Below are 25,297 nucleotides of genomic sequence, written 5' to 3'. Positions count from 1 at the left end.
CATACGCAATTTCCGCTACGGCAACAGCCGCGGCCTCTTCTTCGACGCCACGTCCTCGACCCAGCCGCACAGCAGGACGGCCACCGCGAGCAGGAGCCACCCGATGCCGAACAGGAACCACTGGCTCTCCAGCGGCAGGTGGGCCTCCAGGGCGGGAACGTCCCAGAGACGGTCGATCAGGGGGACCGCGAGTATCAGCGCGATCTCGTGCCATAGGTAGACGGTCACGGCACGGCGATTGAAGACCGTCACGATCCGGTCGAGTCGCCTGAAACGCGCGAGGCCCGCGAAGTCGACCTTGTAGTACGCCTTGAAGTACATCAGCAGCGTCACGAAGCCGGCGCAGTAGAAGGTCTGGGCGAGGGGGATGTCGTCGAGGTCGTAACTACCCGTCTCCACCTGGTGTGTGAGCGCATACCAGGCGCCGAACGCCAGCGCCGCGAGCGACCCGGTGGCCACGGGGCCCGGCTTCATCCTCCGCAGGACCTCGTCGTGGTGCGCGAAGCCGAGGAGCCAGCAGAAGAGAAAGGTGGCGAGGTCGATGAGGCCGCCGCCGAAGCGGCTGTCGGGTGGCTCCCAAAGGAACTGGAAGACCAGGATCGGAGCCAGGGAAAGCAGCAGCACCGGGATCGGCGCCTTGCGGAACACTCGGAGCAGGAGCGGAGAGAGAAGCACGAACCACAGGTACGCACGCAGGTACCACAGGACCTCCCAGGCCTGGATACCCCACTCGTCGCCCCGGGGGTCACCGAGGGGCAGCACCCAGTACAGAGCGTCCGGGCCCGGCACCCAGCCGTGGACCACCATCGCGGCCACGACGACGAAGCCCCAGAACCAGAACGGCAGGAGCAGCCTGCGCATCCGCCCCTTGATCACCTGTAGCGCTGGGCGCTCAAGGGACTTCGCCATGAGCGTGCCTGCGAGTGCGAACATCACCCCCATGGACGGGAAGACCATGCCCGCCCAGGCCCATCCGAAGGCGTGATAGGTCACCACGCGTACGAGAGCAACGGCGCGCAGCACGTCGAAGTATCGGTCACGTCCTGCGGCAGGCCGCCGGCTCTGCGCTTCCAGCGGTTCGGGGTCCGGCGCGGACGGCGCCGCCGGCACCCGGGCCAGCCGGAGTGTGTGCACGTCCGTTCCGGGCTCCGCCGGGGCGTCCTGCCGGAGTTGCTGTCGGTACGGGCTTTGAGGGTCGTTCGGCGCAGCCGGCCACCCGGCCCCGTACCCCTGCCGCTCGGCCTCCCAGCTCATCGGCCGGCCCCCGCAGGGGTGCCGACTTCGCCCGTGCGCTTGAGTTTCTGCCAGCGCAGGCGGCCGCCGGTGAGTGCGGTGACGCAGGAGTGGATGAGGACGAGGTACATCATCTGGCGGTACGCGAGTTGCTGCAGCGGCATCATCAGGAGGTACCGGTAGCGCTCGCGGTCGAGCCGGAAGGCGTAGGCCGCACAGACGAGTTGAACGGCAAGCACCGCCAGCCAGGCGATCAGAGCGGACTTGAAGTCGACGAAGATCATCGAGTAGGCGGTGAACACGTCGATGAGCGGGGCGAACACGGGCGTGATGATCTGGAAGATCACGACCAGCGGCATGCCGACCCGGCCGAAGCGCCCCGATGGGCCCTTGTCCGTAAGGGACTTGCGGTGCTTCCAGAGCGCCTGCATGGTGCCGTAGCTCCAGCGGTAGCGCTGGCTCCACAGCTGCTTCAGCGAACCGGGCGCCTCCGTCCAGGCCTTGGCGTGCTCCTGGTAAACGACCTTCCAGCCCGCGCGGTGCATGGCGATGGTGATGTCCGTGTCCTCGGCGAGGGTGTCTTCGCTCATGCCGCCGACCTCCAGCACCGCCTCGCGGCGGAACGCGCCGATCGCGCCCGGAATCGTGGGCATGCAGCGCAGCAGGTCGTACATGCGGCGGTCGAGGTTGAAGCCCATGACGTACTCGATGTGCTGCCAGGCACCGATGACCGTGTCGCGGTTGCCGACCTTGGCGTTGCCCGCGACCGCGCCGATCTTCGGGTCGGCGAAGGGCTGCACCAGCTGCTCCACGGTGTCCGCTTCGAAGACCGTGTCGCCGTCCATCATCACGACGATGTCGTAACGGGCATGGCGCACCCCGTTGTTGAGTGCGGCCGGCTTCCCCGCGTTCTCCTGGCGGATGACACGGACGTTCGCCATGCCGAGCGACTCGGCGATCTCGCTCGTGTTGTCGGTCGATCCGTCGTCCACGACGATGATCTCGATCGGATGGGTGCTCTGCGCCAGCGACTTGAGGGTGTTGGCGATGCATTCCTTCTCGTTGTACGCGGGCACGATCACGCTCACCGGCCCGGTGACCGCCGGCCCCCAGCTGAACCGGCGCCTGTTACGGAGTCTGTAGTGGCGCCGAGCGAGGATCAGCATCATTCCGAATCGGCCGATGACGGCGACGCCGACGACCGCCAGCCCGATCGCGAGCCCCGGCACGGTCCACTCGGCCACTGCTACGGCCGCGACGAGGGCCTTGCCCTCGTACAGGGTCGCGCCCGTGGCGGTGCGGTGGGCGGCCTGGAGGCTGTTCGCCGCCCCGGGGCGCACGGCCCCCGAGGGCCGGCTTCCCGTCTGCTCGCCGCCGGGCTGCGAGCCGTTCGCCTGCTGCTCCGTCCCCGCAGCCCCGACGTCCACCGCCTGGGTGCCGCTCCTCGCCTCCTGGGTCGCACCGCTGACGGTGGTGAACGTGTAGCCCAGCGCCTTCATCTTCTTGATGTACTCGGGAAGCGCTTTGATCGTCTGACTGCGGTCACCGCCCGCGTCGTGGAAGAGGACGGAAGCGCCCTTGCCCGACGCCGGCGTGGCCGATTCGATGATCTTCGTAACACCCGGGGTCTTCCAGTCGTCGCTGTCGGTGTCCACGAAGACGCTGGTGTAGCCCTGCTCGCCGAGCTGCTTGTAGACGGGCCAGCTGTAGTCGTCGATGGCGTCCGGCTGAGAGGAATACGGAGCACGGAACAGTGTCGTCGTGATACCCGCCGCGCCCGCCAGCGCGAGCTGGGTCTGCTCCACCTCGCGGGTGACCCGGGCACTGCTCTGATACGAGAGATCGACGTGCGTGAAGGTGTGGATGCCCACCTCGCTGCCCTGATCCACCAAGTCCTTCACGATGCTCGGATTCCGGGCGACCATCGAGCCCACCAGGAAGAAGGTGCCCGGGACGCCGTTCTCCTCGAGGACCTTGAGGACCTGGGGGGTCCACGTAGGGTCCGGACCGTCATCGAAGGTCAGGACGATGGTCTTGTCCGGCACGGACGCGGACCGTGCCTGGCCGTCCCGGAAGGTCAGGATCGGCCCACCACCGAGGACCTCCTCGGAGACGTCGTCGGAGCCGGCCCCGGTACGGATACGCTCGTCGCCCCCCACCTCGGCGCGGAGATAGCCGTCGAGCAACATCACGCTGGTGAGCACGCCGAGGAGCAGCAGAGCAAGGATCACCCGCGGTTTCTGCAGGTTCGCCGCCTTGCCGGCGGCCCGCGTCATGCGGGAGGGGGCGCGCCTGCGGCCGCGCGATGATGTGGTGGTCGTCATGGGTTTCTTCGAGCTCCGGTCAGTTGGCGCTTGGGGAGGCAGGGGAAGCCGGGGCGGGAGCGGTTGCCTGCGGGGCGCCGGCAGGCTTCGCGGGCGGCGTGCCCATGCCGCCCTGCGGCCCGCCGTAACCGAGTCCCGGATCCTGGGCGCCGGGAGCCCGACCACCGCCTCCGAAGGGCAGGAGCGATGACGGGGCGAGGGATGTACCCCAGCCCATGAAGGCCATGCCGAGGACGACGGTGTAGCCGACGCAGACGGCACCGACGGCGAGACCGATCCGGCGCAGCCATCTCGCCCTGCGCCCGGAGTTGTCGACGAATACAGGTCCCTCCGCCTGTTCGTTGTGGGACTTGCGTCGACCGTGGGATGCGGAACGTCTTTCAGAGCGAGACTCAGAATGCATTACTGCAGATTAAGGCTGCTTCTTGAGACAAAACCAAGAGACTCCTATGAGGTACCTATGAGAAACGGCTCAACCTGTGAATTCCCTGAGTGAATCCACACTCGTCTGCGCAGGTCAAGACGGCAGAAAGGGCTAGATTGTCCGAATATCCACCTTCGGAAACCTGACTTTCGCCAGGCTTCATGCATCACCTGCACACCTGCTGCCGCGATGAGGGCCAGCCGCGCATGAGACATTTGCACTCCGAAAACACGGCTAGTTTTCGACCTGAGGCGGAAATTACGAGAGCAGGAGCGTGTGCAATGCGGAATTTTCTGGGGCCGTTCGCCGGGCTCGTCTGCCTGGTGGCTTTGACTTGTACCGGATGTTCCTCGGACAGGACCGCGTCAACTGACGCAGCCGCTGCGTCGAGCCCGTCCCCGGCGGATGCGTCGCCCTACACGGCCGCCGCACCCGGCACGTCCTACGCCCCCTACGTCAGCGCCACCACGGCCTCCGCCAACGACACCGCCGGCTCCCCGTCCGCGTACAACCTGGCCTTCGCCATCTCGGACCGCAGCAGCTGCGCACCGAAATGGGACGGGAGCCATGCCATCGACGACCCCGCAGTGAAGTCCCGTATCTCGGCACTGACATCGTCCGGCAGCAGCGTGCGCGTATCGTTCGGTGGCGCCTCCGGCACGGAGCTCGCATCGGTCTGCGCCGACGCGTCCGCGCTTGCCGGTGCCTACGCAGCAGCGCTCGACGCCGCCGGGTCGACACAGGCCGACTTCGACATCGAGGGCGACGACCTCACCGACTCCGACGCGGTCGCGATGCGCTCCGAGGCCATCGCACTGCTCCAGCAGGAGCGCACCGACTTGGCGGTCTCCTTCACCCTGCCCGTCATGCCCTCCGGGCTCGACGACGACAGCCTGGCGCTACTGCGGTCCGCCAACGACAACGGCGTGAAAGTGGCCACCGTCAACATCATGACGATGAACTACGGCTCCACGTACACCGGGGATATGGGCGACTATGCAATTGCCTCCGCCCAGGCCGCCCACAACCAACTGCAGGAGGTCTTCGGCCTCTCCTCCGACGGCGCCTGGCACGGCCTCGCCCTCACCTCGATGATCGGCGACAACGACATCACCGGCGAGACGTTCACCCTTGCCGACGCGGCCCGGGTCCGCTCCTTCGCCGAAGACAAGGGCATCGCCTGGGTGTCGATGTGGTCAACCTTCCGCGACCAGCAGTGCGAAGACGGTGACACCTCGTCGGACGACGCGGCAACGAACTGCAGTGGGGTACCGCAGAGCGCCGGGGCCTTCTCGGAGGCATTCTCCGGCTGAGGCCCTGCAGTGGGCCTGGCCGGCCGGACGGTCAATAGTGATGTTGCGACGACCAATTGAATCCGCCGTCTACATAACGGGGTGAAGCCCGCACCTACCGAAACGGCAGGAGCGTCCATTTCCACGGCGAGGACTACCTCCATCGGCTTCTGGCTCTCTTTGGGCCCATCCAGCACCGTCTTCGCCCTCGCAGTCCTGCTCTCCCCGGGCACCAAGGCACTCGCCGGAATCCAGAACTGGCCGTGTCCGCTCTCAACGGGTCGGCAAGGGTCCCGGTCAGTCTCAGCTGGCCAACGGGCGCGCCGTGACCCCGTGGGCCGGATCCTGACCGGCGCCGGTTGCCAGAACGCGCACTTCCGACCGGTCGCTGATCTCCGCCTGAACAATGCCAGTGGCGTCCTCGTAGATGGGGTGGCCTCCTGGTCCCGTCCGGCCGGTGACGGTCACCTCGACGGTGTCCTGGCCGCCTTCAAGGCCGCCGGGGAACACCAGCTCGTACCTTCGCGGCATCCGGTCTCCCGTGTTGGCTCTGCGTACGCGCTCCTGGTCGATCGGCGGCGCCGTCGAGCCCGTGCCCACCCTGGAGGCCGCTCCTGGAGCCCTCCCGTGATCATCAACGGTGCCACCCTGGTGCTGCAGAGGAGGAGCCTGCGCGGGACCGTCAGGATCAGGGCGATTGCCTTCAGCCTTGCCACTCAAGCGCCTCTCCTGTCTCTGTCAACGATCTCTCCCACCTGGCCCCGACATCACCCAGTCGCCAGAGGGTGCAAGGGCGGCTGCTAGAGGTCCCGCCTCGCGGACTCTGAGTAAAGGAGTGATCGCTCAACGCAATTCTCTCAGCCTCTGCCCCGCAGCGCCTCTCGCCGGCGGCTCCTTGTCTGGGCCAAGCCGAGAGGCCGCGCAGACACCGCAGGAGCGCCCGTCACCGGTGTCCTCGCGCCGTAGCCGGATCCAGAGGAAGAGATCTCGGCACGGTCCGCTTCGTCGATCTCGACCCGTCGCCGTCGCGGTGCCGAGCGGAAATCTTCGGCTGATCAAAGCGGAATTCGGCCATCTGGACTCGGACCCCGCGGTGCCCGGTGTGCGCCTTCTCCGACATGACGCTCGCGGGGCGCAATCCGGGCCGGATCATCCCCGGGGTCCCCCTGTCCTTTGCCGACGCCCACCCGTCCGGGCACGTCCGCATCATCGGCGAACCCATCCGGCCGGGGCGCACCCCGCGGGAGTACCCGGCGTGCGTCCAGCACGAAGCCCTGATCAACGCCGCCTTCCACGGTCGTGGCGTGACCGCCCTGTGCCCGTACGACGCGGAACGCCTGCCCCCGAGGTACTCGCCGACGCGTGCGCCACCCAGCCGCGCCCTCGCACAGAGCAACGATCCGCTGACCCACCCCGGCGACGCCGCGGCCTTCGAGTTCGACGAAGGGCATCTGCACGGCGCACGCTTCTTCGCCACCCGGATCGCGTCGCGACTCGGCATGGCCGAGGAGGCCCGTGCGGCGCCATCGCTGACCGTGGCCGAGCTGACTACGAACAGCGTGGTGCACGGCAGCGGCAACGAGACCCTGCGGCTCTGGGCCGAGAGAGATCAACTGGTGTACGAAGTACGGGACCCCGGGCTGCTGCGCGATCCCCTCGCCGGCCGCCGCCTCCCCCGGTCGAGCGGCCGAGAGGACGCGGACTGCTCCTAGTCAACGAGTGCGCCACGCTGGTGCGCATCCACACCGGTCCCCCGGGAACTACGGTCCAGGCCTATCTCGACCTGCGGCCCACAGCCCTGCCGTGCCGTGACTCCCGGCGACCACCGAACACATATCGGAGGGTTCAGGTACGGGGATCCCGGTCCCGGGCGGCCGCTCCCTGTCGATCCACTACTGGATCCGCCCCTGCGGACCCACTGCTTCCAGAGGCTGATGGTGCCCGGTACGGCCATACCTTGGGAGCACCAACTGCCTTCGCCGCCCTTTGCACCGCATCGCAGGGCGCGCACGTGAAAATCCGGCGGCCAGGTGACTTCGAAGCGTCGGCCGCCGGACTCTGAAGTTCAGTTGTTATTGTTGTTATTATCCGCCCCGCCGCCGCCATTGTTGTTATTGTTGTTGCTCTTATTATTCTTGCGTGGTTGGAAGCGTCGTCACTTCCAACCAGCACAACGAGCGACCCGGCGAAGGTTCCCGGTCGCAGCACTAGCGTCAGCCTGGCCACGCCGTCGTACTCGCCATCCTCGACGCGCTCCTCGTGCACAGGCCCGAACTCCCCCGCCCTGTCGCGGAGTTTCACCTCAGCGCCTCGCTCGTACCAGCGCCGGGCCAGAGCGAGCAGCCGTTCTCGTTCGGCGTCGGGGAGCCGCTGGAGCGGATCGTCCCCCGGCAGGGCTCTAGTCATCGCCGGCGAGCCGCCGTCGACCGCCCGCAGGAGGGGTCGTCGCGCCCGGCAGTCCACGGTCCGGGTCCGCGCCGCCCCCGACCAGCGCACCCGCGACAACGGCGTCATAGGCGGCGACCGCCAGCACAATACGGGCGGACCGTCGCCCGTGACCGTGTCCGGATCCGCGCCCGCCTCCAGCAGTACGGTCACCGCCTCCGCATCCCCCCGCCACGAGGTCCGATCCGGACTCCATCGCACAACCACCCCGCCTTTACCGACGTTCAGCACCCGATGCTGCCGCCGCATCATCAACACCAGTCCTGAGATCGGGAAGACCCACATCGACGATCGGGGCCTGGCCCGACTCAAGGTGGCCCGGCCGACCGCCAGCGTTCGGACTGCCAACAGGGGTTGAGCGGGTAGCAGCCGGTCCCTTCGTATGGCTCCTCCGGGCCCAGGCGGATCATCCGCTCCCGCGCCGGCAGTTCGGTGCGGGCGAGGGCTACCGGGACGCCCCACCCGTGGACGGGTCGGCGACCAGGCGGAAGATGTCGCGCGTCGGGTGCACGTCGACCGGGATCCCCGTACCGACTTCGATGATCTCCTCCCCGGCGACGAGGTGGCTCGTGGCGAACGGCGGCCGGCCCGGCACGGTGACCAGCATCCGGACCCTGGTGCAACGTTCATCCTCGCCGCACCACACGCGCTGTGCGGACGTGACCCTGCCCGTGACGCGCACGCCGCCCGTGTCCAGGTCGCGCCACACGCGCTGCTCGCGCACGGTGCCGACGATGGCCAGGACCAGGACGACCACGGTGAAAGGGGTCCACACGAGGCCGGTCACAACGACTCCCAGCCTGTCGTCGTCGGGGACGTACCCGCCGATGCCAGCCAGCAGGATCACGGGACCGGCACACACGACCAGGAGCCCTAGCCCCGTCCAGACCGGCTGCTCGAAATAGCTCGGCGGACGATTCACCGGTCCTTCGGCCTCGGCTATTCCACCGCTCGTCACAGCGTGGCCCGCCCACCGCCGGGAGGGGAATCCGAAGTATCTCGCAAGCGTCCTGACACAGGCGGAGTCTAACGGACTTGATCCTGTCGACGCGGGGAAACCGGGAGCAGTGCGGGCCGATCGCGGCGGTGACTGAATCGAAGACAGTCGGGTGCAGCGCACTGATCGGGCGACTGGGTTTGGACGCCAACGGGTCAACGGGTGCGGCTCGTCTCGAGTGAGGTAGGTGTGCTGTCTCGTGAGGTTGGTGCCGCTAGGTCGTCTCTTTCGGATCTTGTCGGTCAGGTCCGCGTCCTCCGGTGCCGTGCCTCGCCGTGCTGCCGGGGCTCCCGCGTACTGGACGTACTCGGGTGCCCCGGCAGTGCGGCGAGGTGCGGCACCGGGCGGCGCGGACCCGACAAGATCCGAAAGAGACGGCCTAGGCGGAACCGGTGGCGCTGGTCGGGAGAGCCTGCTGATAGAGCGCCACCAACACGCCGTGCACGGGCTCGTCCTCTGCATCTTCCTCGGCCTCGTCGACCAGTTGGGCGAGGGCCTCACCGAGTTCTCTCGCCCTCGCGGGGCTGAGACGCAGGTGGCGTAGTGTCAGGTGAGTTTCGGCGGGAGAGCGGTCCAGCTCCTGGGCGACCGCGGCGAGCATCGCGGCGGTGCCTGCCGCTTGGGGTTCGGCGACGACCATGTGGCGTGCCGTGCGCCGGTAGTACTGCTCGGTGCCGCCGCGGACCTGGCGGGTCTCGGCGACGTGGACCAGCCCGGCTTCGCGGAGCACTTTGAGATGGTGGGCCACGTTGCCCTTCTTCTCGTCGAGCTGCGCCGCAAGCCGGCTGGCAGTGGCAGGCTGGTGTCCCAGGGCGAAGAGCAACCGCTGACGCAACGGGTGGGCGAGTGCCGCGAACTGCTCGGGCGCACCGATCTCCAGGACGTCCTCAGGAGACGGTGGACAGGGCGGCTGATCGCGCATGCCTGAAGTGTCTAAATTCGTTGACGCTTTCGCAAGGGCGGTGCTCTACTCCCGCCATGACGACTTCGACGAACCTTCAGCCTGCCCCTGTCATCGACGAGACGGCCCGGCTCCTGACAGAGCACTACGTCTTCCCCGAGATAGCCGAGCAACTCGCCGACCTGCTGCAACGACGCCTCGCTGAGGGCGCCTACGACGTCGACGGCGCCGAGGAGCTCGCCCGGCTGGTCACCGCGGACCTGCAGTCCGCCAACGGTGACCGACACCTGAGACTGAAGCACCACGCCGACCCGGTGCCCCCCAAGGAGGGAGCGGCCACCCTGGAGGCCATGCGCCGGGATTTCGACACCTCACTGGGCGGTGCACCCCGGGTGGAGTTGCTCGACGGAGGGGTCGCCGTACTGGAGCTGGCACCGATGCTGTTTCCGCTGGAGTGGGCCGCCGAGCCGCTGACCGCCGCGCTCACCCTGGCCTCCCGCGCCCAGGCGCTGATCGTGGACCTTCGCGCCAACCGGGGCGGCGACCCGGACGCGGTCGCATTCGTCTGCAGCTACCTGCTCGACGAGCGCACCCACCTCAACACCATGTACTGGCGCGGTGGCGAGCGCACCGAGCAGTCCTGGAGCCTGCCGTACGTTCCCGGCGCACGCTTCGGCGGCAGCAAGCCGCTGTACGTGCTGTCCAGCGAGAGCACCTTCTCTGCCGCCGAGGAGCTGGCGTACAACCTCCAGCAGCTCGGCCGCGCCATAGTCGTCGGCGAGCCCACCCGCGGCGGCGCGCACCCGTGCCAGGGGTGGACCGTGCACCCCCACCTGGAAGCCACCGTCCCCGTCGGCCGAGCCATCAACCCCGTCTCCGGCACGAACTGGGAGGGCGTCGGTGTGCAGCCGGACGTCCCTTGCGCTGCTGCCGACTCACTCGCCCACGCGCACGCACTGGCCCTCGCCCGACTGGCAGGCTGACCCAGCCCAGCACGGCCGATAGACAGCACTCCGCGCAACGCCTGCCCCGGCACAGCTCCTTCGGCTCGATCACCGTACCCATGGGAAACTCCGCCGACTGGAGCAGCCGCCCGCCCTTCCAACGCCCGACCACAATCCCAGGCGGCTACCCGGACCGCCCTGACCCGGGCGAGCGGCACGTCCCGGTCAGCGGTCCCAGGGAACGGCGGCAAACACCGGGCCGTCGACGGCCCGTTCCAGGCGGTATCGCCTGAGGGCCCGATCGAAGCGGGCCGGCTGCCCGGCGGGGCTCCGCGGAGGTCGGCGATCACCGCACCGTCCGGCACCCGCTCGGCGAGGCCGGCAACCACCGGGTCCGTGCCGGGGCCGCCCCGGAGTTCGGCCGCGGGGTGCAGCGGCAACTCCGGGCCGGACAGCTGCAGAAGGGACCAGAAATCCTCGGCGTACGCTTCTACGCCCTCCTCGAAACCCGTATCGTTGACCAGTTCCTCCGCCGTCCCGATCAGCCGGGCGAGCCAGTGCGGCAGCGAGTCGGCCTCGACGAAGAGTCCGCCCTCGCGGTACTGCATCAGCACCTGGCCCCATGACCCGTCGTCCTCGATGTCGACTCCACCGGCGGTACTGCGAAGCCGCCGAGTCGGCCCAGCAGTTCGCGCGTCGCCGTCGGCACCGGAACGTTCCACCGATCGAAGTCCGACGCCGTCGCCCCGGGTTGTATCGCGAGGTCGAACGGGACTCGTGCGGCTCCCGGCCGTACACATCATCCGCCCCCACTGCAACGCGGGACCCCCTCAACAGCGACGACCCTGCGGAGCGGTTCAACGCCGACACCTCGACGACCCCGAGGCCTCCCTGGCCAGCCACGACACCCCGTGCAGACAGGGACGGGCCGCGGAGTTCTCCAGCTCCTACACGGCCGTGGACCAACGGCTCCGCCCAGGCTCTTCTCGGGCCCCGTCCCGGACGGTCAGACTGCGGGCATGCGTATTCGGGGGGGATGCACAGCCGCGTCTGGGAGCGTTCGCGGTCGGGCCGGTCGGGGGAATCGCGGCCGCTGCCGCGGTGTTGCTGATCGCATTGTCGGGCCGATACGGCTTCCACCGCGATGAGCTGTACTTTCTCCTCGCGGGTCGCCACCTGGCCTGGGGCTATCCCGACCAGCCGCCGCTCACCCCGCTGCTGGCCCGGCTCGGCTCGGAGCTCTTCGGCGCCACCCCGACCGGGGTACGGATCCTTCCCGCGCTGCTCGCAGCGGCCTCGATCGTACTGACGGCGCTGATCGCCCGCGAGCTGGGAGCCGGGCACGGCGGCCAGGTGATCGCGGCAGCGGCGACGGCCTGCTCGGGCTATCTGCTGGGCAATGGCCACCTGCTCTCCACCGCGACGTTCGACCTGGCCTCCTGGCTGACGGTCATTCTGCTGACGCTCCGCCTGCTGCGCACCGGCGAGATCCGCTGGTGGCCACTGCTCGGCGTGGCGGTAGGAATCGCGCTCCTGAACAAGCTGCTGATAGTCGGGCTCCTCGCGGCGCTGGCGGCCGGCATCCTGACAGCAGGACCGCGCGGCCTTCTCATACCCCGGCCACGCACCCTTCTCGGCCCGCTGACCGCACTGCTCACCGCGCTCCCCTTCGCGCTGCCCGTCCTGTGGTGGCAAGCCGCACACGGCTGGCCCGAGCTGACGGTCGCCCAGGGAATCAGCTCCGACGGCGGAGCGGGCGGGCGGCTGCTCGTCATCCCCATGCAGGTACTCCTGCTCTCCCCACTGCTGGCCCCCCTCTGGCTGACCGGGCTGAGCCGGCTGCTGCGCCGCCCTGAGCTGCGCTGGGCCCGACCCGTCGCGGTCGCCTGGGTGGCGCTCTGCCTCCTGGTGATGGCGGGCGGCGGCAAAGCCTATTACCCGATCCCGCTGCTGTACGCCCTCACCGCGGCCGGCTGCGAACCGTACGCCCACTGGCTGCGCGAGCACCGCGCCAAACTGGCCTGCGCACTGCTCGCAGCCCTGCTCACCAGTGCTCTGGCCGCCCTGCCGGTGCTACCGGCCTCGGCACTGGCCGTGCCGATGACCGTCGATCCCGACATCGGAGAAGAAGTCGGCTGGCCGGAGCTCGCACGCGCCACCGCCACCGGCTGGGCGGCAATCCCCGCCGACCAGCGGGCCACGGCCGTCCTACTGACCGCGAACTACGGCGAGGCCGGAGCTCTCGCACAGTACGGGCCCGCCCTCGGCCTGCCATCCCCGTACTCCGGCCACATGGCATTGCACGCCTGGGGCCCTCCCCCGACGACCTCCAACGGGCCAGTACTCCTCATCCACCCAGCGCAATACCCCGACCTGCAAGACCACTTCACGGACTGCCACACCGTCGCCCACGTCGACAACGGCCACGGCACGGCAAACCAGGAACAGCACGCAGCCGTAGTCCTCTGCGCGGGACCGGACCGGGCATGGGCGGAGCTCTGGCCCCTACTACGCCGGAACTGAACAGCTCGCCGAAATCCTCAGATGGACTCCGAAGGGACGACCATCGATATGCCGGAGGGACCGTCGCTCAACGTCGAAGACCCCACCCCGGCGGACAAGCGCGGGAAGATCAGCACGGGTCCGTCCGCCGAACCGGACGCCCCTATCCACGGATACGGGCGCGTTCAGCCACTGACCGGTCATCACACCGGTTCGCCACGAAGTCGGCGCACCCGGCCTACGGCCAGAGGTCGGCGACCGTCTACGCGACGTACGCCGGCCTACTCGGCTACTGCCGCCTGCCATGTCCATGAGGTGCGGCGGGGCTGGTCGCCCAGGTCACCCCTTCCCGGACACCAGAGGAGGACCTGCGCGAGGTCACCGGGCGGAGCATCGGGAAAGAGGCGGCGGAGCACCGCCTCGCAGAGAGGGCCGTCCTGCCCGGCGGAACCGTCCAGGGGAACTCGTGCGGCGGTGGCAGACCGAGGCCGGGGAATGGATCTACGTCATCGCCCTTGGTGAGGAACCCCGCGCGGATCTGGAGTTGGCTCTTACCCTCGTTCTGCGTGCCTTCCGTGGCGTACTCGTACTGCTGGAGGAACTCGGTGACCTGCATCTCCGCGCGCGATGACATCCGCGCGGCTGCAGCGGGTACCGCTTGTTGGCTGTGCGCCTGCGCGGGAAGCGTGAACAGGCCGGCGCCGACGACCAGGGCGGTGGTGCAGGCTCCGATTACGGCGCCGCGCAGCTTCGTACGGTGGGGCATGCGGGACTCCCGAGGTGGGCTGGGTGAAGGGGACACCGAACTGAAGCAGCACGTCAGAGCCCTGAGTAGTAGCCATTCGGGTGCGACCTGGCGGCGGGACCGCGCATACAGACGGACTTCTCCGTCCGGCCCAAGGGAAGAACGGTTTCCGCGGGTCCCAGGCTGAGATGCCGTCAGAACCACCTGGGCGGCCGGTGGTACGGGCCTGAAAGCGCGCATGCCGGGTGCGGGTGCGGGGTGGCCGGGGTTCAGACACCCCATGTCGTTTGAGGTCAAGCGGCGGGTGTGTGGGCCTGGTGTGATCAGGCGGTCGCTTCGCTGTAGGTGGTACGGGTTTTGAGGCAGCCATGGAGGATGCCGACGAGGTGGTTGCCGACCGGGCGGAATGACTTCCGCATCCTCGGAGTCTCTTCACCGACACGCCTCGCAGTGGACCGTAACCAAGCTCCCCCGCCAGCTCACCGTCGACCCAAAGCAATGGCCTGGAGCAGGACGCGGCCGACCGGATCGGGGTGGGAGGGCCAGGCCGCTTCGAGGGCGATACACGGGCGGGTGGCTTGGGCGAACCAGCGGTGGATCGCTTGTTCGTTGCGGTTGATGACCTCTTCGGTGCCCCACTGGGCGGCTTCCCGGTCGGGGCGGTTCGGGTGAGCATGGGTTCCCCAGTTCGGTGAGTCTGATCAGGTGGGGTCGAAGTGCCAGATCATCGCGACTTCGGTGTCGTTGACCGCAATCAGACCGGCGTCCCAGCCGTAACGGCTGAACGGATCCGTCAGGCGGACGGGCTGCTCGTAGAAGTCCGGGTTCGTGCCCTTCCAGCCGACATTGGAGTAGAAGCGCGTGCCTTCGGGGAAGCGCGAAAGGATCAGGCGAGCCCGGCGTTCCATCTCCGGCCGATGGTGGTCGAACTCTGCGGCATTGGTCACGTCCAGGCCGGGAGTGCCGAGCAGAACCGACAATGACCGGACCGACTTCCGGGGCAGCTCGGTCACTCGCGGTCGGAAGCGCACCGCGTCTGCCGGCGTCGTAGGGGCTTCCACGAAGGGGAACAGTGGGTCGTCCAGACGTTCGAACTCGCCCTCGTCCGGATCGAGCGACAGCCATCCGCGAGGGTCGGACGTCTGACCATGCATGATCGCGGCAACGTCTGTCCACCACTCATCGTGCTCGCGCCGGGCGGCCGAGACGGCGGTATAGCTGTACTGGTACAGCTCAAGTGCGTCCGACCATGCCTCCGCAGTGAGTTCAGTCATTGGCGGTATCCCGGTCGGATAGGTAGCGGTTCGGGTGAGCAAGGACTTCCCCCGTCAGGTCGGAAGGTCAGAAGGTCAGAAGGATTCGAAAGTCCAGATCAGAGCTACTTCTGTGTCGTTGACCGCGATCAGGCCTGCGTCCCAACGGCTTTGACTGAACGGACTGGTCCCGTTGACCGGCTGTTCGTAGAAGTTCGGATGCTCGCCCTTCCAATCGATGTTGGAGTAGAAGCAGGTGCCATCGGGGAAGCGCGAAAGCAACACCCGGGCACGGCACTCCATTTCCGGCCGACGATCCTCGAAGTCACGGGATTTCGACACATTCATGCCGACGACTGCGAGAAGGACCATGAGTGATTGGACCGAGGACCGGGGCAGTTCTTCGACGGAGGAATTGAAGCGTTCCACGTCCGCTGCACTGGTGGGGGGCTCGATCCAGGCGAACGTCTCGGCCTCGCGGTCGACATCCTCCTCGTACGGGTCGAGTGAAGCCCACCCTCGCGGATCAGCGGTCTCACCGCGCATGACCGCCGCGACGTCGAACCACCACTCCACGTGGTCACGTGGGGCCACAGCTGTGAATGCCCAGCGGTCCTCGTACAGTGCGAGTCCGTCTGCCCAGGCGTCCGCCGTGAGATCGTCCATTGTTCGCTCCCCTATTCAGGCATCGACGTGAGGACGACGAAGGGCGGGTTGAGGTTCGGATCGTACTTGAGGCGAGTGCTCACCCCATGGGCTTCATGGACAGGTCCGGCCTGGGACGGGCCCACTCTCTCCGAGGTCCGGCCTGTCACCGCATTCTTTTGGAGTGGGCCCTCCAACGGAACCGTCGCCACCTGAAAGGATCTGGAAGCGGGATTGGGTGGCGGACTCTTCAGCCAGTCCTGGATCTCGGCAGTGTTGTGGCGGATGTAGTACTGGGTGTGTTTCTGCGCCGATTCGACATCGGGGAAACTGGACGTCGACATGAGCTGGAGCTTGCCCGATCCCTTGGCTTCGTCACGGTGCCGCTGCAACAGCTGTTCGTCGGTCTTGCCGACGTGCTTGTCCAGGGTATGCGCGCCCCCGAGGTCCTCGCGAGTCGCCAGGTCGAACGAGTACATGAACAGGCTGGGACTCCCGCCACCGCGCTGCCAGCTGTGCTCCTGCTTGAACTCGTTGAGCGACCGCGCACCGAACCCCTGGGCGCGCGCGATCTCGGAGCGGCTTGGTCCATATGAGACCGGAATGAGCGCATGGCTTCGCCGACGTTCGCACCGACCCCGAGCTTGGTGACGTCCCTCAGGTCCAGGCCGGTCGTCAAATCCTTGGCCGTGGCCCTGGCGGCCTCTTTGTCGCAACGCTCGGTCGTCGCCCTGGTGGTGTCCATGGCCTCGGCCAGGTGGTCGAGGGTCTCCTGAAACGCGCCCGCCGTCTTCTTCAGCACGTCGACGATGGGACGCCGGCCGGTGGGCGGCAGATCCCGATTGGTCCGCCAGCTACGGCCGGTCTCCGCCTTGTTGCGGTTCTCGTCGAGGGCCCCTGCCCCACTCGGCACCACCTCACGATCGCCGGGCGAGAGGACACCTTGCTCTCCGACGACGCCGGCGGCCTGAGCTTGGCATTTAACCTCTGGCGTCGGCCGCTGAACTGGACTGGGCAGACCCCCGTTGGGATCCGTCCCCCCGAGCTCGTATCAGCCGTCCTGCGCCTCCTGCTCGGCGGCTTCGGCTCTTGAGAGTCGCCATCGCATGGTCTCCGCCTCGCTATGGGCCCTCTCCCGAAGCTCCGGCGTCAGGTCGGAGCGATCTGCGGCAGCCTCGGAGGCTTCGGTCCAGGCACGCAGGACTTCGATGGGCCGCTGATGCCCGCAGTCGACCTCGTTGCCCGAATGGTCGTAGACGGTCGCCTCGTAGCCGGTGTTCACCCACACGCTGGCGCCTTGGTCGTGGAAGACGACATCGAATGGTTCTTCGTCGGGGTCGGTGTCCTTGGGAGTGTCCGTGACAATCGCGTCGTAGCGGGTGGCGGGCTGTCGGTTCTTCGAGCCGGCCGGGCGTCCGGGGCCGGGGCGGGTGGCGGCCGTGACGCGGGTGGCGGCTTCGGCGGAGGCGGTGTCGGCTTCCTCGAGGGGAGCGGACTCTGGGCCGGGGAGCGCCGTGCGCGCTCCTGTACGTCATCGCGTGCCGCTTCCCCCGGCGGGTTGACGCTGCGGGCGGTGCCGGCCCGAGTCGGCCGGATGCTGTGCGACCAGGGAGTCGAAGAGCTCCTGCGCCCCGGTCATGGCCCTGCGGTTGTCCTCCGTGCTGCCACGGCCGTGGGCGGCTCGGTGGAGGGCCCGATAGCCGTCGACGTGCTGCGCGTGGCGGACGGAGAGCGCGGCCAGCCGCTCCTCGAACGGCCCGTCGGCCGGAAAGCCCCGGTCCGACGCCAACCGTGCCAACAGTGCGTCGGCCTCGGCGACCGCCTCCTGCGGGGAGTCGACGAACCGCTTGCGAATCCCGGCCCATTGGGCCGCGTACTGCTCCCGGGAAGCCGGCGAGAGCGGCCGTTCCCTGACGGAACCGTGCTGTTTCATGCGTTCGCCGAGTTCTCGGTCCGCGGCCTTGGTGTCACCCTCGTGGCGGGTCACGAGGCGTTCGTACTCGGGGCCGAAGCGCCGTTTCAGACCGTGTCCGATCCGGCGGTGGCCGAGCGTGGCCAAGAGGACGGCCGTCACGGCGACGAGGGTTGCCGCGACGAGGGCCGCGATGATGATCACGGACCTGGACATGGAGGTCCCCCGCTGTTGCCGGCTCGTACGTCGTTCTGCTGCATACCCGTCGACTCTCCTCGCTCGATGGCGCGTTGATGCCGGCAGGAGGAGAAGAATCCGGAAGGACATGGCCGGGACCTGCACAGCGGTCACAGAGGGGCTACCTGCGTTCCGCGGGGTCCGGGCGAAGCGGAGGGTGGCGGGCTTGACTCCGGAGCTTTCCCGGGTGGTACGGCCCGACACCTTCTGCGTCAGTCAACGCCGGGCAGTAGCGGCTGTCAATGGGTCCGACTGCTGTCGCCGGGCTCCACGCGGGGCTAGGCTGCTGGATGAGGCCCCGGTCCCCGGCAGCGATGACCTGTTCCGCTGTGGAAGGGACTGCTCGTGTCCGTCGTGCTTCTCGTTCTCCTGGTGGCCCTGATCCTCTTCGGCTACCTCAACCACCTGCTGTGGGTGGCCGCCGCGGTACTGCTCTTCGCCCTCGTGCACCGCGGACGGCCTGGCCGTTCGGGTCATCAGAGCGACCACCGCGGCTACGACGACCACCAGGACTACGCCGATTACCGGGACCACCGTGACCAGCAGCACCGCTGGGACCGCCGCTACGCCCGGCAGCATCGCGGCCGCCGGAGCCGTGAGAACCGCCGTGACCGCGACCGTCAAGAACCGCGTTGACGGTCAGGTGACCAGGCCTGCGAGGGGCTCACTTCCGTCGACGAAGGCGCCGGCCAGGTCGGACAGACGCCGGTTGTGCGCGCGGGCGTAGCAGCGCAGCGCGCTGAAGGCCTCTTCCATGCCGATGCCCTGACGTTCGGCGAGCTTGCCCTTGGCCTGCTCGATCAACACACGGCTGTTCAACGCCGTCTGCAACTGCTCGTTGAGCACCGTGCTCTCCCGGGAAGAGCGCTGTTGCAGGAGGCTGATCGTGGCGACGTCGGCCAAGGCCTGGGCGATGGGCGTGGCGGCCGGATCGAAGGGCCCCGGGAGGGCACGGAACAGGTTCAGCGCGCCCACGACCTCGTCCCGCAGACGCATCGGCAGGGCCTGGACCGCCGAGTACCCGCTGTGGCGGGCTTGCGCGGTGAAGCGCGGCCAGCGGGCGGCTTCCGTGCTCAGGTCCGGGATGGTGACGGGTACGCCGGTGTGGAAGCACTCCAGACACGGGCCTTCGTCGTTCTGGAGCTGGAACAGTTCGAGCAGGCGCACCCGCTCGTCGGAGGCGGCCATCACGCGGAGTTCACCATTGTGGTCCGCGAGGAGTACGCCGGCCGCGTTCACATCGAGCATGCCGACACATCTGTCGGTCAGCATGCAGAGGAAGTCGATCAGGTCGAAGTCCGCGACCAAGTTGTCCGCAAGTTCGACGAATGCCTTGGCAAGGAACTGCTCGTTCATGTGCACACCTTCTGTCTTCAGGCATCGTCGGGGGCGCTCCGGTCCTCGTCCGGATCCGGCTTGTCGATCCGGGCACCGCGATCCGTTCGCCGCGCCGGGCCGCCTGCTCGGCCACGAGCAGGCGGATCCTGGCCGTCCGCCCACCCGTCACCGCTCCGGTCGCCGGGTGCCGGCAGGGAGCCCCTGGTCGGACACGGCTCCCGGCACCCTCCCGAGGGGCAGTACCAGCGCCCGGTGCAGCGCCGTGCCGGGCGGCCTGTGGACCTCGCCGACCTCGCGCCACCCCCAGGACCGGAAGGTCGCCAGGCTCCGGGCATCGGACTCGGGCACCAGGGTGGCGCCGAGCGACGCACGATGGTCGTCCAGCAGCCGCTCCTGCAGCCGCCGGCCGAGGATGAGGGTCTGTTCGTGCGGGGCGACCACGACTTCGGTGACGGCGAAGACGTGGCCGGAGGCTGTGAGTTGTTCGATGTCCCGGGGAAGGGGTCCGAGGAACCCCCTCCACCAGGAGCCGTCGCGTCTCAGGGGGAAACCGAAGACGCATCCGAGCAAGGTGGCCCGCTCGGCGACCAGCATGGCGAATCCGGGCTGCCGGACATCGCCCGTGAAGCGTTGCAGGAAGGCTTCCCGGCTGCTGTGGGCAGCACCTGCCGCCGGGTGGGAGGACTCCACGTACAGGTCCGCCACGTCTTCCCGCAGTCCCTCGGCCTGCCATCGGTTCAGCCGCCGCAGGCGGATCGCGATCATCTCGTCGGGACCGTACGGAGCCCCGCGGCGGACCTTCTGAGAACGCCCCAGTGGCGACGTGTCCGTCACAGCACACCCCCCAGGGCGACGGGGAGGGCGAGAGCGGGACGGTCGCCGAGCAAGAAACCGGAACGGGTGATGCCGATGATGCGGACCAGTACGGGCGGCGGGTGGTGCAGCCTCAGGGTTCCTCCGGCCGCCGTGATGCGCCACCACGCGGAGAGGAGGACGCCCAGCCCACTGCAGTCGCAGAAGGTGACGGCGGACAGGTCGATGTCGATGGTGCGGACGTCGTCGTGCAGGCATCGCGCCAGTGCCGCGCGCAGCAAGTGGACGGTGGAGACGTCGAGCTCGCCGGCCGGAGCGATCAGCACCCGGCCGTTCTCGTCGTACCTGTGGGCGATCGGATCGGGGACACGCATGATGAAGTGCCTCGGTTCGGGACCAGCCGGGCAACACCGGTCGGCGCCGGACTCCCCGGCTCCTCCCGTCACTTCCCGGCGCGGATGTGCACACGGAGGGCAAGGCCGGTCCGGCAGCCTGCGTTCCAGGATGGGGACGAACCACGCCCTCGGATGCGTCGGGGCCGGCGGATCGTGAGTTCGGGCCGCGACGCGGAGATTTGTGGCGGGCAACGCGCCGTCAGGGTCTGGAACGGGGGACGTTCTGTTCGCAGCATAGCCCGGTGCCGGTATCGGCGGAGGGGCGCAAGCAGGCCTCTTCTGGCTGGTTGCCGACCGGCGCGCGGGCGCACCGACGTGCGCCCCAGCTGCGAGGCGCAGGCGCAGAAACGATCGCACCTGCGACTTTGGTGTATCCGAGCAGTGCCGACCACCATCGGTCGTTCGTGTGAGCCCGTACGCGATACGTCTTGACGAGGGAGATCTCCGCGAAGGCGGCGGGTCTAGTCCACGGGAAGCCGGAACCAATGCTCCTCCCCTCCCGCCACCACGACGGCCTGTTCCCCCGGCAGCATGAGGGCCAGAGGACCTTGGCGGGATTCCGGCACGGTGATGCCGAACCTGCCCTGGAGCAGCCGGACACGGACACCGCGGTGTCCCCGGTGGCAGAGCGTGAAGGAGACGGGCTCCATCTCCCGTAGGGGGACGGGATCGACGTACAGGCCTTCGGGGCCGGTCTCCAGACCCGTGATGCCGCGCTCCGCGAGGTCGAGGGTGCCGGCCATGGCGCCCAGGTGGATGCCCTCGCCGGTGGTCCCGCCCTGGATGTCCGCGACGTCGCCGAGGAGTGCCTCCTGGCAGTACTTCCAGGCGTCCGGGTCCTTCTGGCGGGCCAGTACCCAGCCGTGGACGAGGCTGCTGAGCGTCGATCCGTGGCTGGTGCGCCGCAGGTAGTACGAGACGGTCTCCCGCCACACCGTCTCGTCGAGCCGATAGCCGAGCCGGGCGAAGAGGCCGTACAGCTCGGCGGGCCGGAAGAGGTGGCCGAGCATGATCGCATCGGCCTGTTTCGACGCCTGGTAGCGGTTGACCGTATCCCCTTCGGCTTCCAGGATCCGGTCGAGCCGGCGCACGTCGCCGTACCGGGCACGGTAGGCCGCCCAGTCCAGCTCGGCCAGGTCTCCGTATCCCTCGAACTGGCTGATGACGCCCCGATGGAACGGGACGTACAAGCGGTGGGAGACCTCTTCCCAGTACTCCAGAGCGCCGCGGTCCAGGGCGAGCCGCTCGGTCAGCTCCGTCCGGCGCGCGGGGGGCAGCGCATCGAGCAGTTCGAGCCCCTGCTGGATCACCCAGGCCGCCATCACGTTGGTGTAGGCGTTGTCGTCGATTCCGGCTTCCGAGGCCCCCGGATAGGCGTCGTGGTACTCGTCCGGGCCCAGCACACCACGGATGCGGTAGCGCCCCCGTTCCGTGTCGTAGACGACGGCGCCGGCCCAGAAGCGGGTGATCTCCAGCAGGAGTTCCGCTCCGGGGCCGTGCAGGAAGCCGGTGTCCCCGGTGGCCCGCCCGTACCGGCAGACGTTCAGGGCTATCGCGGAGCCGACGTGGCGCTGCAGGTGCGAGTGGTCTGGCAGCCAGCGGCCCGAGCGGGGGTTGAGGTGCAGGGCCTGGCTCTCCTCCTGCCCCGAACTTCCGCTCTGCCAGGGGAACATCGCCCCGCTCTGACCGGCTTGCCGAGCAGCATCGCGGGCGGCCGGGAGACGTCGGTGGCGGTACATGAGCAGGGCCCGCGCGACTTCGGGGAAGTGCAGGGTGATGTAGGGCAGGACGAAGAGTTCGTCCCAGAAGACATGGCCCCGGTAGGCCTCACCGTGCAGCCCCCGTGCGGGGACGCCGACGTCCAGCTCTGCGGTGTGCGGGGAGAGCGTCTGCAGCACGTGGAAGGCATGGAGTCGCAGGATCTTGCCCGTCTCCCCCGCGACGGTCAACTCGCCTTGTTCCCATAGCCGTTCCCAGGCCGAATGCTGCGCCGTGAGCAGGTCCGGGAATCCGGGGGCCCGCGAAGCGTGTTCGATCGCGCGAGGCAGGAGGTCTCCGGTCGGCCTGTCGAGGGAGGTGTACAGGGCCGCGGTCTTCACCACCGTCGCGGACTGCCTGGGGACCACGGGCAGTCTGAACGTCTGCACCGTCCCGGCTGCGGCTTGGCTCCTCATGGTGGGCGTGCGGGGTCGGGTGACCGTCCTTACGGCAAGGGCGATTTCGGTGTGGGAGGAGGTGGTGCGGCAGGCGATCCATGCGACGCCGTGCGGTGCGAAGCCCGTCCGATGATCCGTGAGGTGGTGGCCGTCGAGCCCGCTGTAGCGTTCCACTCCCGTGTTGGCCACGTCTCCATCGAGCCCTGATTCCACTTCGATCAGGCCGCTCCAGCCGTACGCGCGGAAGGTGGTCCGCTGGGCCGCCAGGTAGGGGTCCCCCATGTGCACGACGCGGACGTGGGTGACGCCGAGGCGGCGGCCGTGGCCGTCCTGAAAGAGCATGTGCCGGGTGAGCGTCCCTCGGCGCAGGTCGAGCACCACCTTGTAGTGCAGCATGCCGGGGTCGTCGGGAGTCAGCCAGTCGCCCGGTAGACCGTCGGCGGCGATGCAGCGGTAACGCAGTGCCGTCCAGTTGGGCAGGTTGACCATGTCCTCGTTGTCGACCTGCTGTCCGGCGACGTGCGAGGTGAGCCGGTTGTAGCAGCCGGCGGCGTAGGTGGCGGGACAGTGAACGGGGCCCGCCGGGGTTTCGGGGGCCGCACCGCGGGTGGCGAACCTGCCGTTGCCCAGTGTGCACAGGGCTTCGACTAGTCGCTCCGTCTTGGGATCGTAATGGTCGTACTCCCAGGTCCACGAGGCGGTCACGGTCCTGCCCCGCAGACGAGGTCGGCGACCGTGAGGAGTTCGGCGGCGACCAGGTCCGCCCCGCGTTCCCGTAGTGCCCCCGCGGTGGCGGGGCTCGTCGCCCGGTCGAGGCCGATGACGAGGCCGAAGTGGCCGCGCCGGCCTGCTTCGACACCCGCGAGGGCGTCTTCCACCACCGCGCAGCGGGCGGGGTCCATCCCGAGCCGTACGGACGCTTCGAGGAACAGAGCGGGGTCCGGCTTGCCCGCCAGTCCCAGTTCGGCAGCGTCCGTGCCGTCCACCACCGTGTCGAAGTAGCTCAGAAGAGAAGCTGATCCAAGAAGCGGCCGGGCATGCCGGGAGGCCGATACGGCCGCGCAGTACACGCCGTGCGCCCTCAGCCGGGCGAGCGCCGGAGCGACGTCGGTGAAGGCCTCGACAGCCCCGGACTCCAGCGTGCGTACGAACGCCGCCTCCTTGCACGCGGCGACCGCCCAGACCGTGTCGTCGCCCGGTGCGTCGTCGGGACTGCCGGTCGGCAGGTCGATGCCACGGGAGTTCAGGAAGGAGTTCGCCCCGTCCAGCCGGGGCTTGCCGTCGACCCACTGGCGGTACTCACGTTCCGCGTCGAAGGGCGGCTGTCTCCCGTTCCCGGACGCGGCCCAGGCGTCCAGACAGCTGTCGAAGGCGGTCTTCCAGGCCGCTGCGTGCAGCAGGGCCGAGTCGAGGAGCACCCCGTCGGTGTCGAACACAACGGCATGCGGGGCGCTCACCCGGAACCCACACGGCGGCCGCTGATCCGGGTGGGAGCTATGGACATCCAGTGCGTACGGGGTCCGCCGGCCCAGGGCAGCGAGCGGGCGACGGAATACAGGTGGCTGACGCGTGCCCCGTCCGTGACACCGGACACCTCGCCGACAGCCATGACGCTCCAGCCCTCCCGCATCGCGTCGTCGATGTGGTCCACCTCGAAGGCGACCTCGGTCCCGGCTGCCTCGGCGAGCCGCGAGTCGGCCGCCGTACGGAACGCGATCTCGTCTCCTACAACGACATAGTTGACGGGAAAGACGGCAAGTCCTTCCATGCCGGAGAACCCGACCCGGCCGATGCCGTGGGTGGAGAGCAGGCGGAGGCACTCGGCTCCGCTCAGCACCGTCGACTCGGAATCCCGCATCGCGGTCCCCATGCCGGGGGGACTGTCGGTCGTTCTCCCGGTCAGCTCGGCAACGGTGGTCCCCAGCCCGTCCGCGAGACCGACGAGCATGCCCATGCTGGGCGCCGCCGCCCGCTCCTCCACATAGGCGATGTACGACTCGGCGGCCCCGCAACGCTCCCCGAGTTCTTCACGCGTGAGCCCCAGCTCTTCTCGGCGGGCGGTCACACGTCGTCCGAGGTCGCCACGGGCAGCCGGAACCTTGATCGGGGACGTATCTGCCGTGGTTTCTCCCATGATCGTCACACCCTTGCGGTTCGTAGCCGGTACAGGAACTTGGCGACGCATTGGGCGCCAACCTCAGGCTGTACCCGCTACGGGTGCACGGGACAGGGCCGGACGGTCCCCTACCGGGGCCTGTCGGGCCCATGCGGCCCCCCTCTCGGGGTGTGACGGTGGGCTCCGCATGGGTCCGCCTCACCCTCGATGACGGTCCAGGGGGAGTTCGCCGCCGTCCTCACGCGCACCTTCGCCCGTGGCGGCACGGTCGTCATCGTCTCCTCGGCCGGTACGGCAACCGGAGGCCGCGTCCTGCACCACCTCCGCCTTGTCCTGCCCGACCCGCGCAACGCGGTCGCCCACGCCGACGCCGGCCAGATCCTCGACTGACTGCGCAACGCACCCGCCCCGCACACCACGTCCGCTGACCGGGCCTGCTCGTCGTCAGCCGGGGCGGCGTGACCCGGCAACGACTCGACCGCCCAACCTCCACCCCCCACCGGTGGCGCAGAAGGGGCCGACCGGCCCCATGTGGGGGCCGGTCCTGCCCTTCCCGCCTCCGGCCCCGTAGGAGCACGGTTCACGCATCGGCTCAACCGGCGCATGCTTCGGCCTGCGGTTTGAA

23 protein-coding genes are annotated in these 25,297 nt (G+C 68.7%); 6 read left to right on the top strand and 17 right to left on the bottom strand.

All coding sequences use genetic code 11. The features are described 5' to 3' along the window. Positions 1–15: 15 nt before the first annotated feature. Together OHU74_RS35695 and OHU74_RS35690 are read right to left on the bottom strand one after the other, a co-directional pair. Positions 16–1,254, bottom strand: coding sequence for an acyltransferase (locus tag OHU74_RS35695; protein ID WP_371614028.1), 1,239 nt, complete (start codon positions 1,252–1,254; stop codon positions 16–18). Continuing rightward, on the bottom strand, positions 1,251–3,557 hold the full coding sequence (locus OHU74_RS35690; RefSeq protein WP_371614029.1) for a bifunctional polysaccharide deacetylase/glycosyltransferase family 2 protein: 2,307 nt from the start codon (positions 3,555–3,557) through the stop codon (positions 1,251–1,253). Before OHU74_RS35690 ends, OHU74_RS35695 begins: the two co-directional genes overlap by 4 nt. 705 nt (positions 3,558–4,262) lie before the next feature. Here OHU74_RS35690 and OHU74_RS35685 point away from each other — a divergent pair. Then, complete coding sequence (locus OHU74_RS35685; protein ID WP_371614030.1) at positions 4,263–5,294, top strand: chitinase; 1,032 nt, start codon at positions 4,263–4,265, stop codon at positions 5,292–5,294. 282 nt (positions 5,295–5,576) lie between these two features. Here the strand turns inward: OHU74_RS35685 and OHU74_RS35680 are convergent, their stop codons facing one another. Beyond that, positions 5,577–5,873 carry a DUF6296 family protein gene (locus tag OHU74_RS35680; RefSeq protein ID WP_371614031.1) on the bottom strand — a complete coding sequence of 99 codons (297 nt, stop codon included), beginning with the start codon at positions 5,871–5,873 and terminating at the stop codon, positions 5,577–5,579. A gap of 518 nt (positions 5,874–6,391) precedes the next feature. Between OHU74_RS35680 and OHU74_RS35675 the strand changes: the two genes are divergently transcribed. After that, positions 6,392–6,985 carry an MEDS domain-containing protein gene (locus OHU74_RS35675; RefSeq protein ID WP_371614032.1) on the top strand — a complete coding sequence of 198 codons (594 nt, stop codon included), beginning with the start codon at positions 6,392–6,394 and terminating at the stop codon, positions 6,983–6,985. Positions 6,986–8,163: 1,178 nt separating this feature from the next. Here the strand turns inward: OHU74_RS35675 and OHU74_RS35670 are convergent. Both OHU74_RS35670 and OHU74_RS35665 read right to left on the bottom strand, forming a co-directional pair. Continuing rightward, on the bottom strand, positions 8,164–8,565 hold the full coding sequence (locus tag OHU74_RS35670) for a hypothetical protein (protein WP_371614033.1): 402 nt from the start codon (positions 8,563–8,565) through the stop codon (positions 8,164–8,166). A 529-nt stretch (positions 8,566–9,094) separates the two neighbouring features. Beyond that, positions 9,095–9,637, bottom strand: coding sequence for an ArsR/SmtB family transcription factor (locus OHU74_RS35665; RefSeq protein WP_371614034.1), 543 nt, complete (start codon positions 9,635–9,637; stop codon positions 9,095–9,097). A 56-nt stretch (positions 9,638–9,693) separates the two neighbouring features. On the opposite strand from OHU74_RS35665, the gene OHU74_RS35660 reads away from it, so the two are divergent. After that, positions 9,694–10,599, top strand: a complete 906-nt coding sequence (locus OHU74_RS35660) for a S41 family peptidase (protein ID WP_371614035.1) — start codon at positions 9,694–9,696, stop codon at positions 10,597–10,599. A gap of 1,062 nt (positions 10,600–11,661) precedes the next feature. Further along, positions 11,662–13,083 carry an ArnT family glycosyltransferase gene (locus tag OHU74_RS35655; protein ID WP_371614036.1) on the top strand — a complete coding sequence of 474 codons (1,422 nt, stop codon included), beginning with the start codon at positions 11,662–11,664 and terminating at the stop codon, positions 13,081–13,083. A gap of 268 nt (positions 13,084–13,351) precedes the next feature. Here OHU74_RS35655 and OHU74_RS35650 read toward each other — a convergent pair whose 3' ends face one another. The 6 genes from OHU74_RS35650 to OHU74_RS35625 all read right to left on the bottom strand — a co-directional run bounded on the left by OHU74_RS35650 (position 13,352) and on the right by OHU74_RS35625 (position 17,833). Next, the gene (locus OHU74_RS35650; RefSeq protein WP_371614037.1) at positions 13,352–13,828 is read right to left on the bottom strand and encodes a hypothetical protein; all 477 of its coding nucleotides are present in this window, start codon (positions 13,826–13,828) and stop codon (positions 13,352–13,354) included. A 680-nt stretch (positions 13,829–14,508) separates the two neighbouring features. Beyond that, positions 14,509–15,081: a hypothetical protein gene (locus OHU74_RS35645; protein WP_371614038.1), complete on the bottom strand. Its 573-nt coding sequence runs from the start codon at positions 15,079–15,081 to the stop codon at positions 14,509–14,511. Between the two features lie 75 nt (positions 15,082–15,156). Continuing rightward, on the bottom strand, positions 15,157–15,726 hold the full coding sequence (locus OHU74_RS35640; protein ID WP_371614039.1) for a hypothetical protein: 570 nt from the start codon (positions 15,724–15,726) through the stop codon (positions 15,157–15,159). Between the two features lie 11 nt (positions 15,727–15,737). Then, entirely contained in the window at positions 15,738–16,184 is a 447-nt protein-coding gene (locus OHU74_RS35635) for an RNase A-like domain-containing protein (protein ID WP_371614040.1), read from the bottom strand. Between the two features lie 572 nt (positions 16,185–16,756). Further along, on the bottom strand, positions 16,757–16,987 hold the full coding sequence (locus tag OHU74_RS35630; protein ID WP_371614041.1) for a hypothetical protein: 231 nt from the start codon (positions 16,985–16,987) through the stop codon (positions 16,757–16,759). Between the two features lie 249 nt (positions 16,988–17,236). Further along, positions 17,237–17,833: a hypothetical protein gene (locus tag OHU74_RS35625; protein WP_371614042.1), complete on the bottom strand. Its 597-nt coding sequence runs from the start codon at positions 17,831–17,833 to the stop codon at positions 17,237–17,239. Positions 17,834–18,199: 366 nt separating this feature from the next. On the opposite strand from OHU74_RS35625, the gene OHU74_RS35620 reads away from it, so the two are divergent. Beyond that, on the top strand, positions 18,200–18,490 hold the full coding sequence (locus OHU74_RS35620; RefSeq protein ID WP_371614043.1) for a hypothetical protein: 291 nt from the start codon (positions 18,200–18,202) through the stop codon (positions 18,488–18,490). A gap of 3 nt (positions 18,491–18,493) precedes the next feature. Here OHU74_RS35620 and OHU74_RS35615 read toward each other — a convergent pair whose 3' ends face one another. From OHU74_RS35615 to OHU74_RS35590, 6 genes are all read right to left on the bottom strand, one after another. Continuing rightward, positions 18,494–19,210, bottom strand: a complete 717-nt coding sequence (locus tag OHU74_RS35615) for a GAF and ANTAR domain-containing protein (RefSeq protein ID WP_371614044.1) — start codon at positions 19,208–19,210, stop codon at positions 18,494–18,496. A gap of 147 nt (positions 19,211–19,357) precedes the next feature. Further along, complete coding sequence (locus tag OHU74_RS35610) at positions 19,358–19,957, bottom strand: hypothetical protein (protein WP_371614045.1); 600 nt, start codon at positions 19,955–19,957, stop codon at positions 19,358–19,360. Between the two features lie 65 nt (positions 19,958–20,022). After that, entirely contained in the window at positions 20,023–20,379 is a 357-nt protein-coding gene (locus tag OHU74_RS35605) for an STAS domain-containing protein (protein ID WP_371614046.1), read from the bottom strand. 482 nt (positions 20,380–20,861) lie between these two features. Continuing rightward, positions 20,862–23,261 (bottom strand): glycoside hydrolase family 65 protein, encoded by a 2,400-nt coding sequence (locus OHU74_RS35600; protein WP_371614047.1) that lies wholly within the window; start codon positions 23,259–23,261, stop codon positions 20,862–20,864. After that, positions 23,258–24,013, bottom strand: coding sequence for an HAD-IA family hydrolase (locus OHU74_RS35595; protein WP_371614048.1), 756 nt, complete (start codon positions 24,011–24,013; stop codon positions 23,258–23,260). The genes OHU74_RS35600 and OHU74_RS35595 overlap by 4 nt, the downstream gene beginning before the upstream one ends. Beyond that, positions 24,010–24,690, bottom strand: a complete 681-nt coding sequence (locus tag OHU74_RS35590) for a helix-turn-helix domain-containing protein (RefSeq protein ID WP_371619516.1) — start codon at positions 24,688–24,690, stop codon at positions 24,010–24,012. The genes OHU74_RS35595 and OHU74_RS35590 overlap by 4 nt, the downstream gene beginning before the upstream one ends. 189 nt (positions 24,691–24,879) lie before the next feature. Between OHU74_RS35590 and OHU74_RS35585 the strand changes: the two genes are divergently transcribed. Then, a complete protein-coding gene (locus tag OHU74_RS35585; RefSeq protein ID WP_371614050.1) occupies positions 24,880–25,062 on the top strand; it encodes a hypothetical protein in 183 nt (60 codons plus the stop codon). The last annotated feature ends 235 nt before the right edge of the window (positions 25,063–25,297 follow it).

This window comes from Streptomyces sp. NBC_00454, assembly GCF_041434015.1.
Lineage (GTDB): Bacteria > Actinomycetota > Actinomycetes > Streptomycetales > Streptomycetaceae > Streptomyces.
The sequence above is the reverse complement of the archived record's forward strand: the minus strand, read 5'-3'. Positions and strand labels throughout refer to the sequence as shown.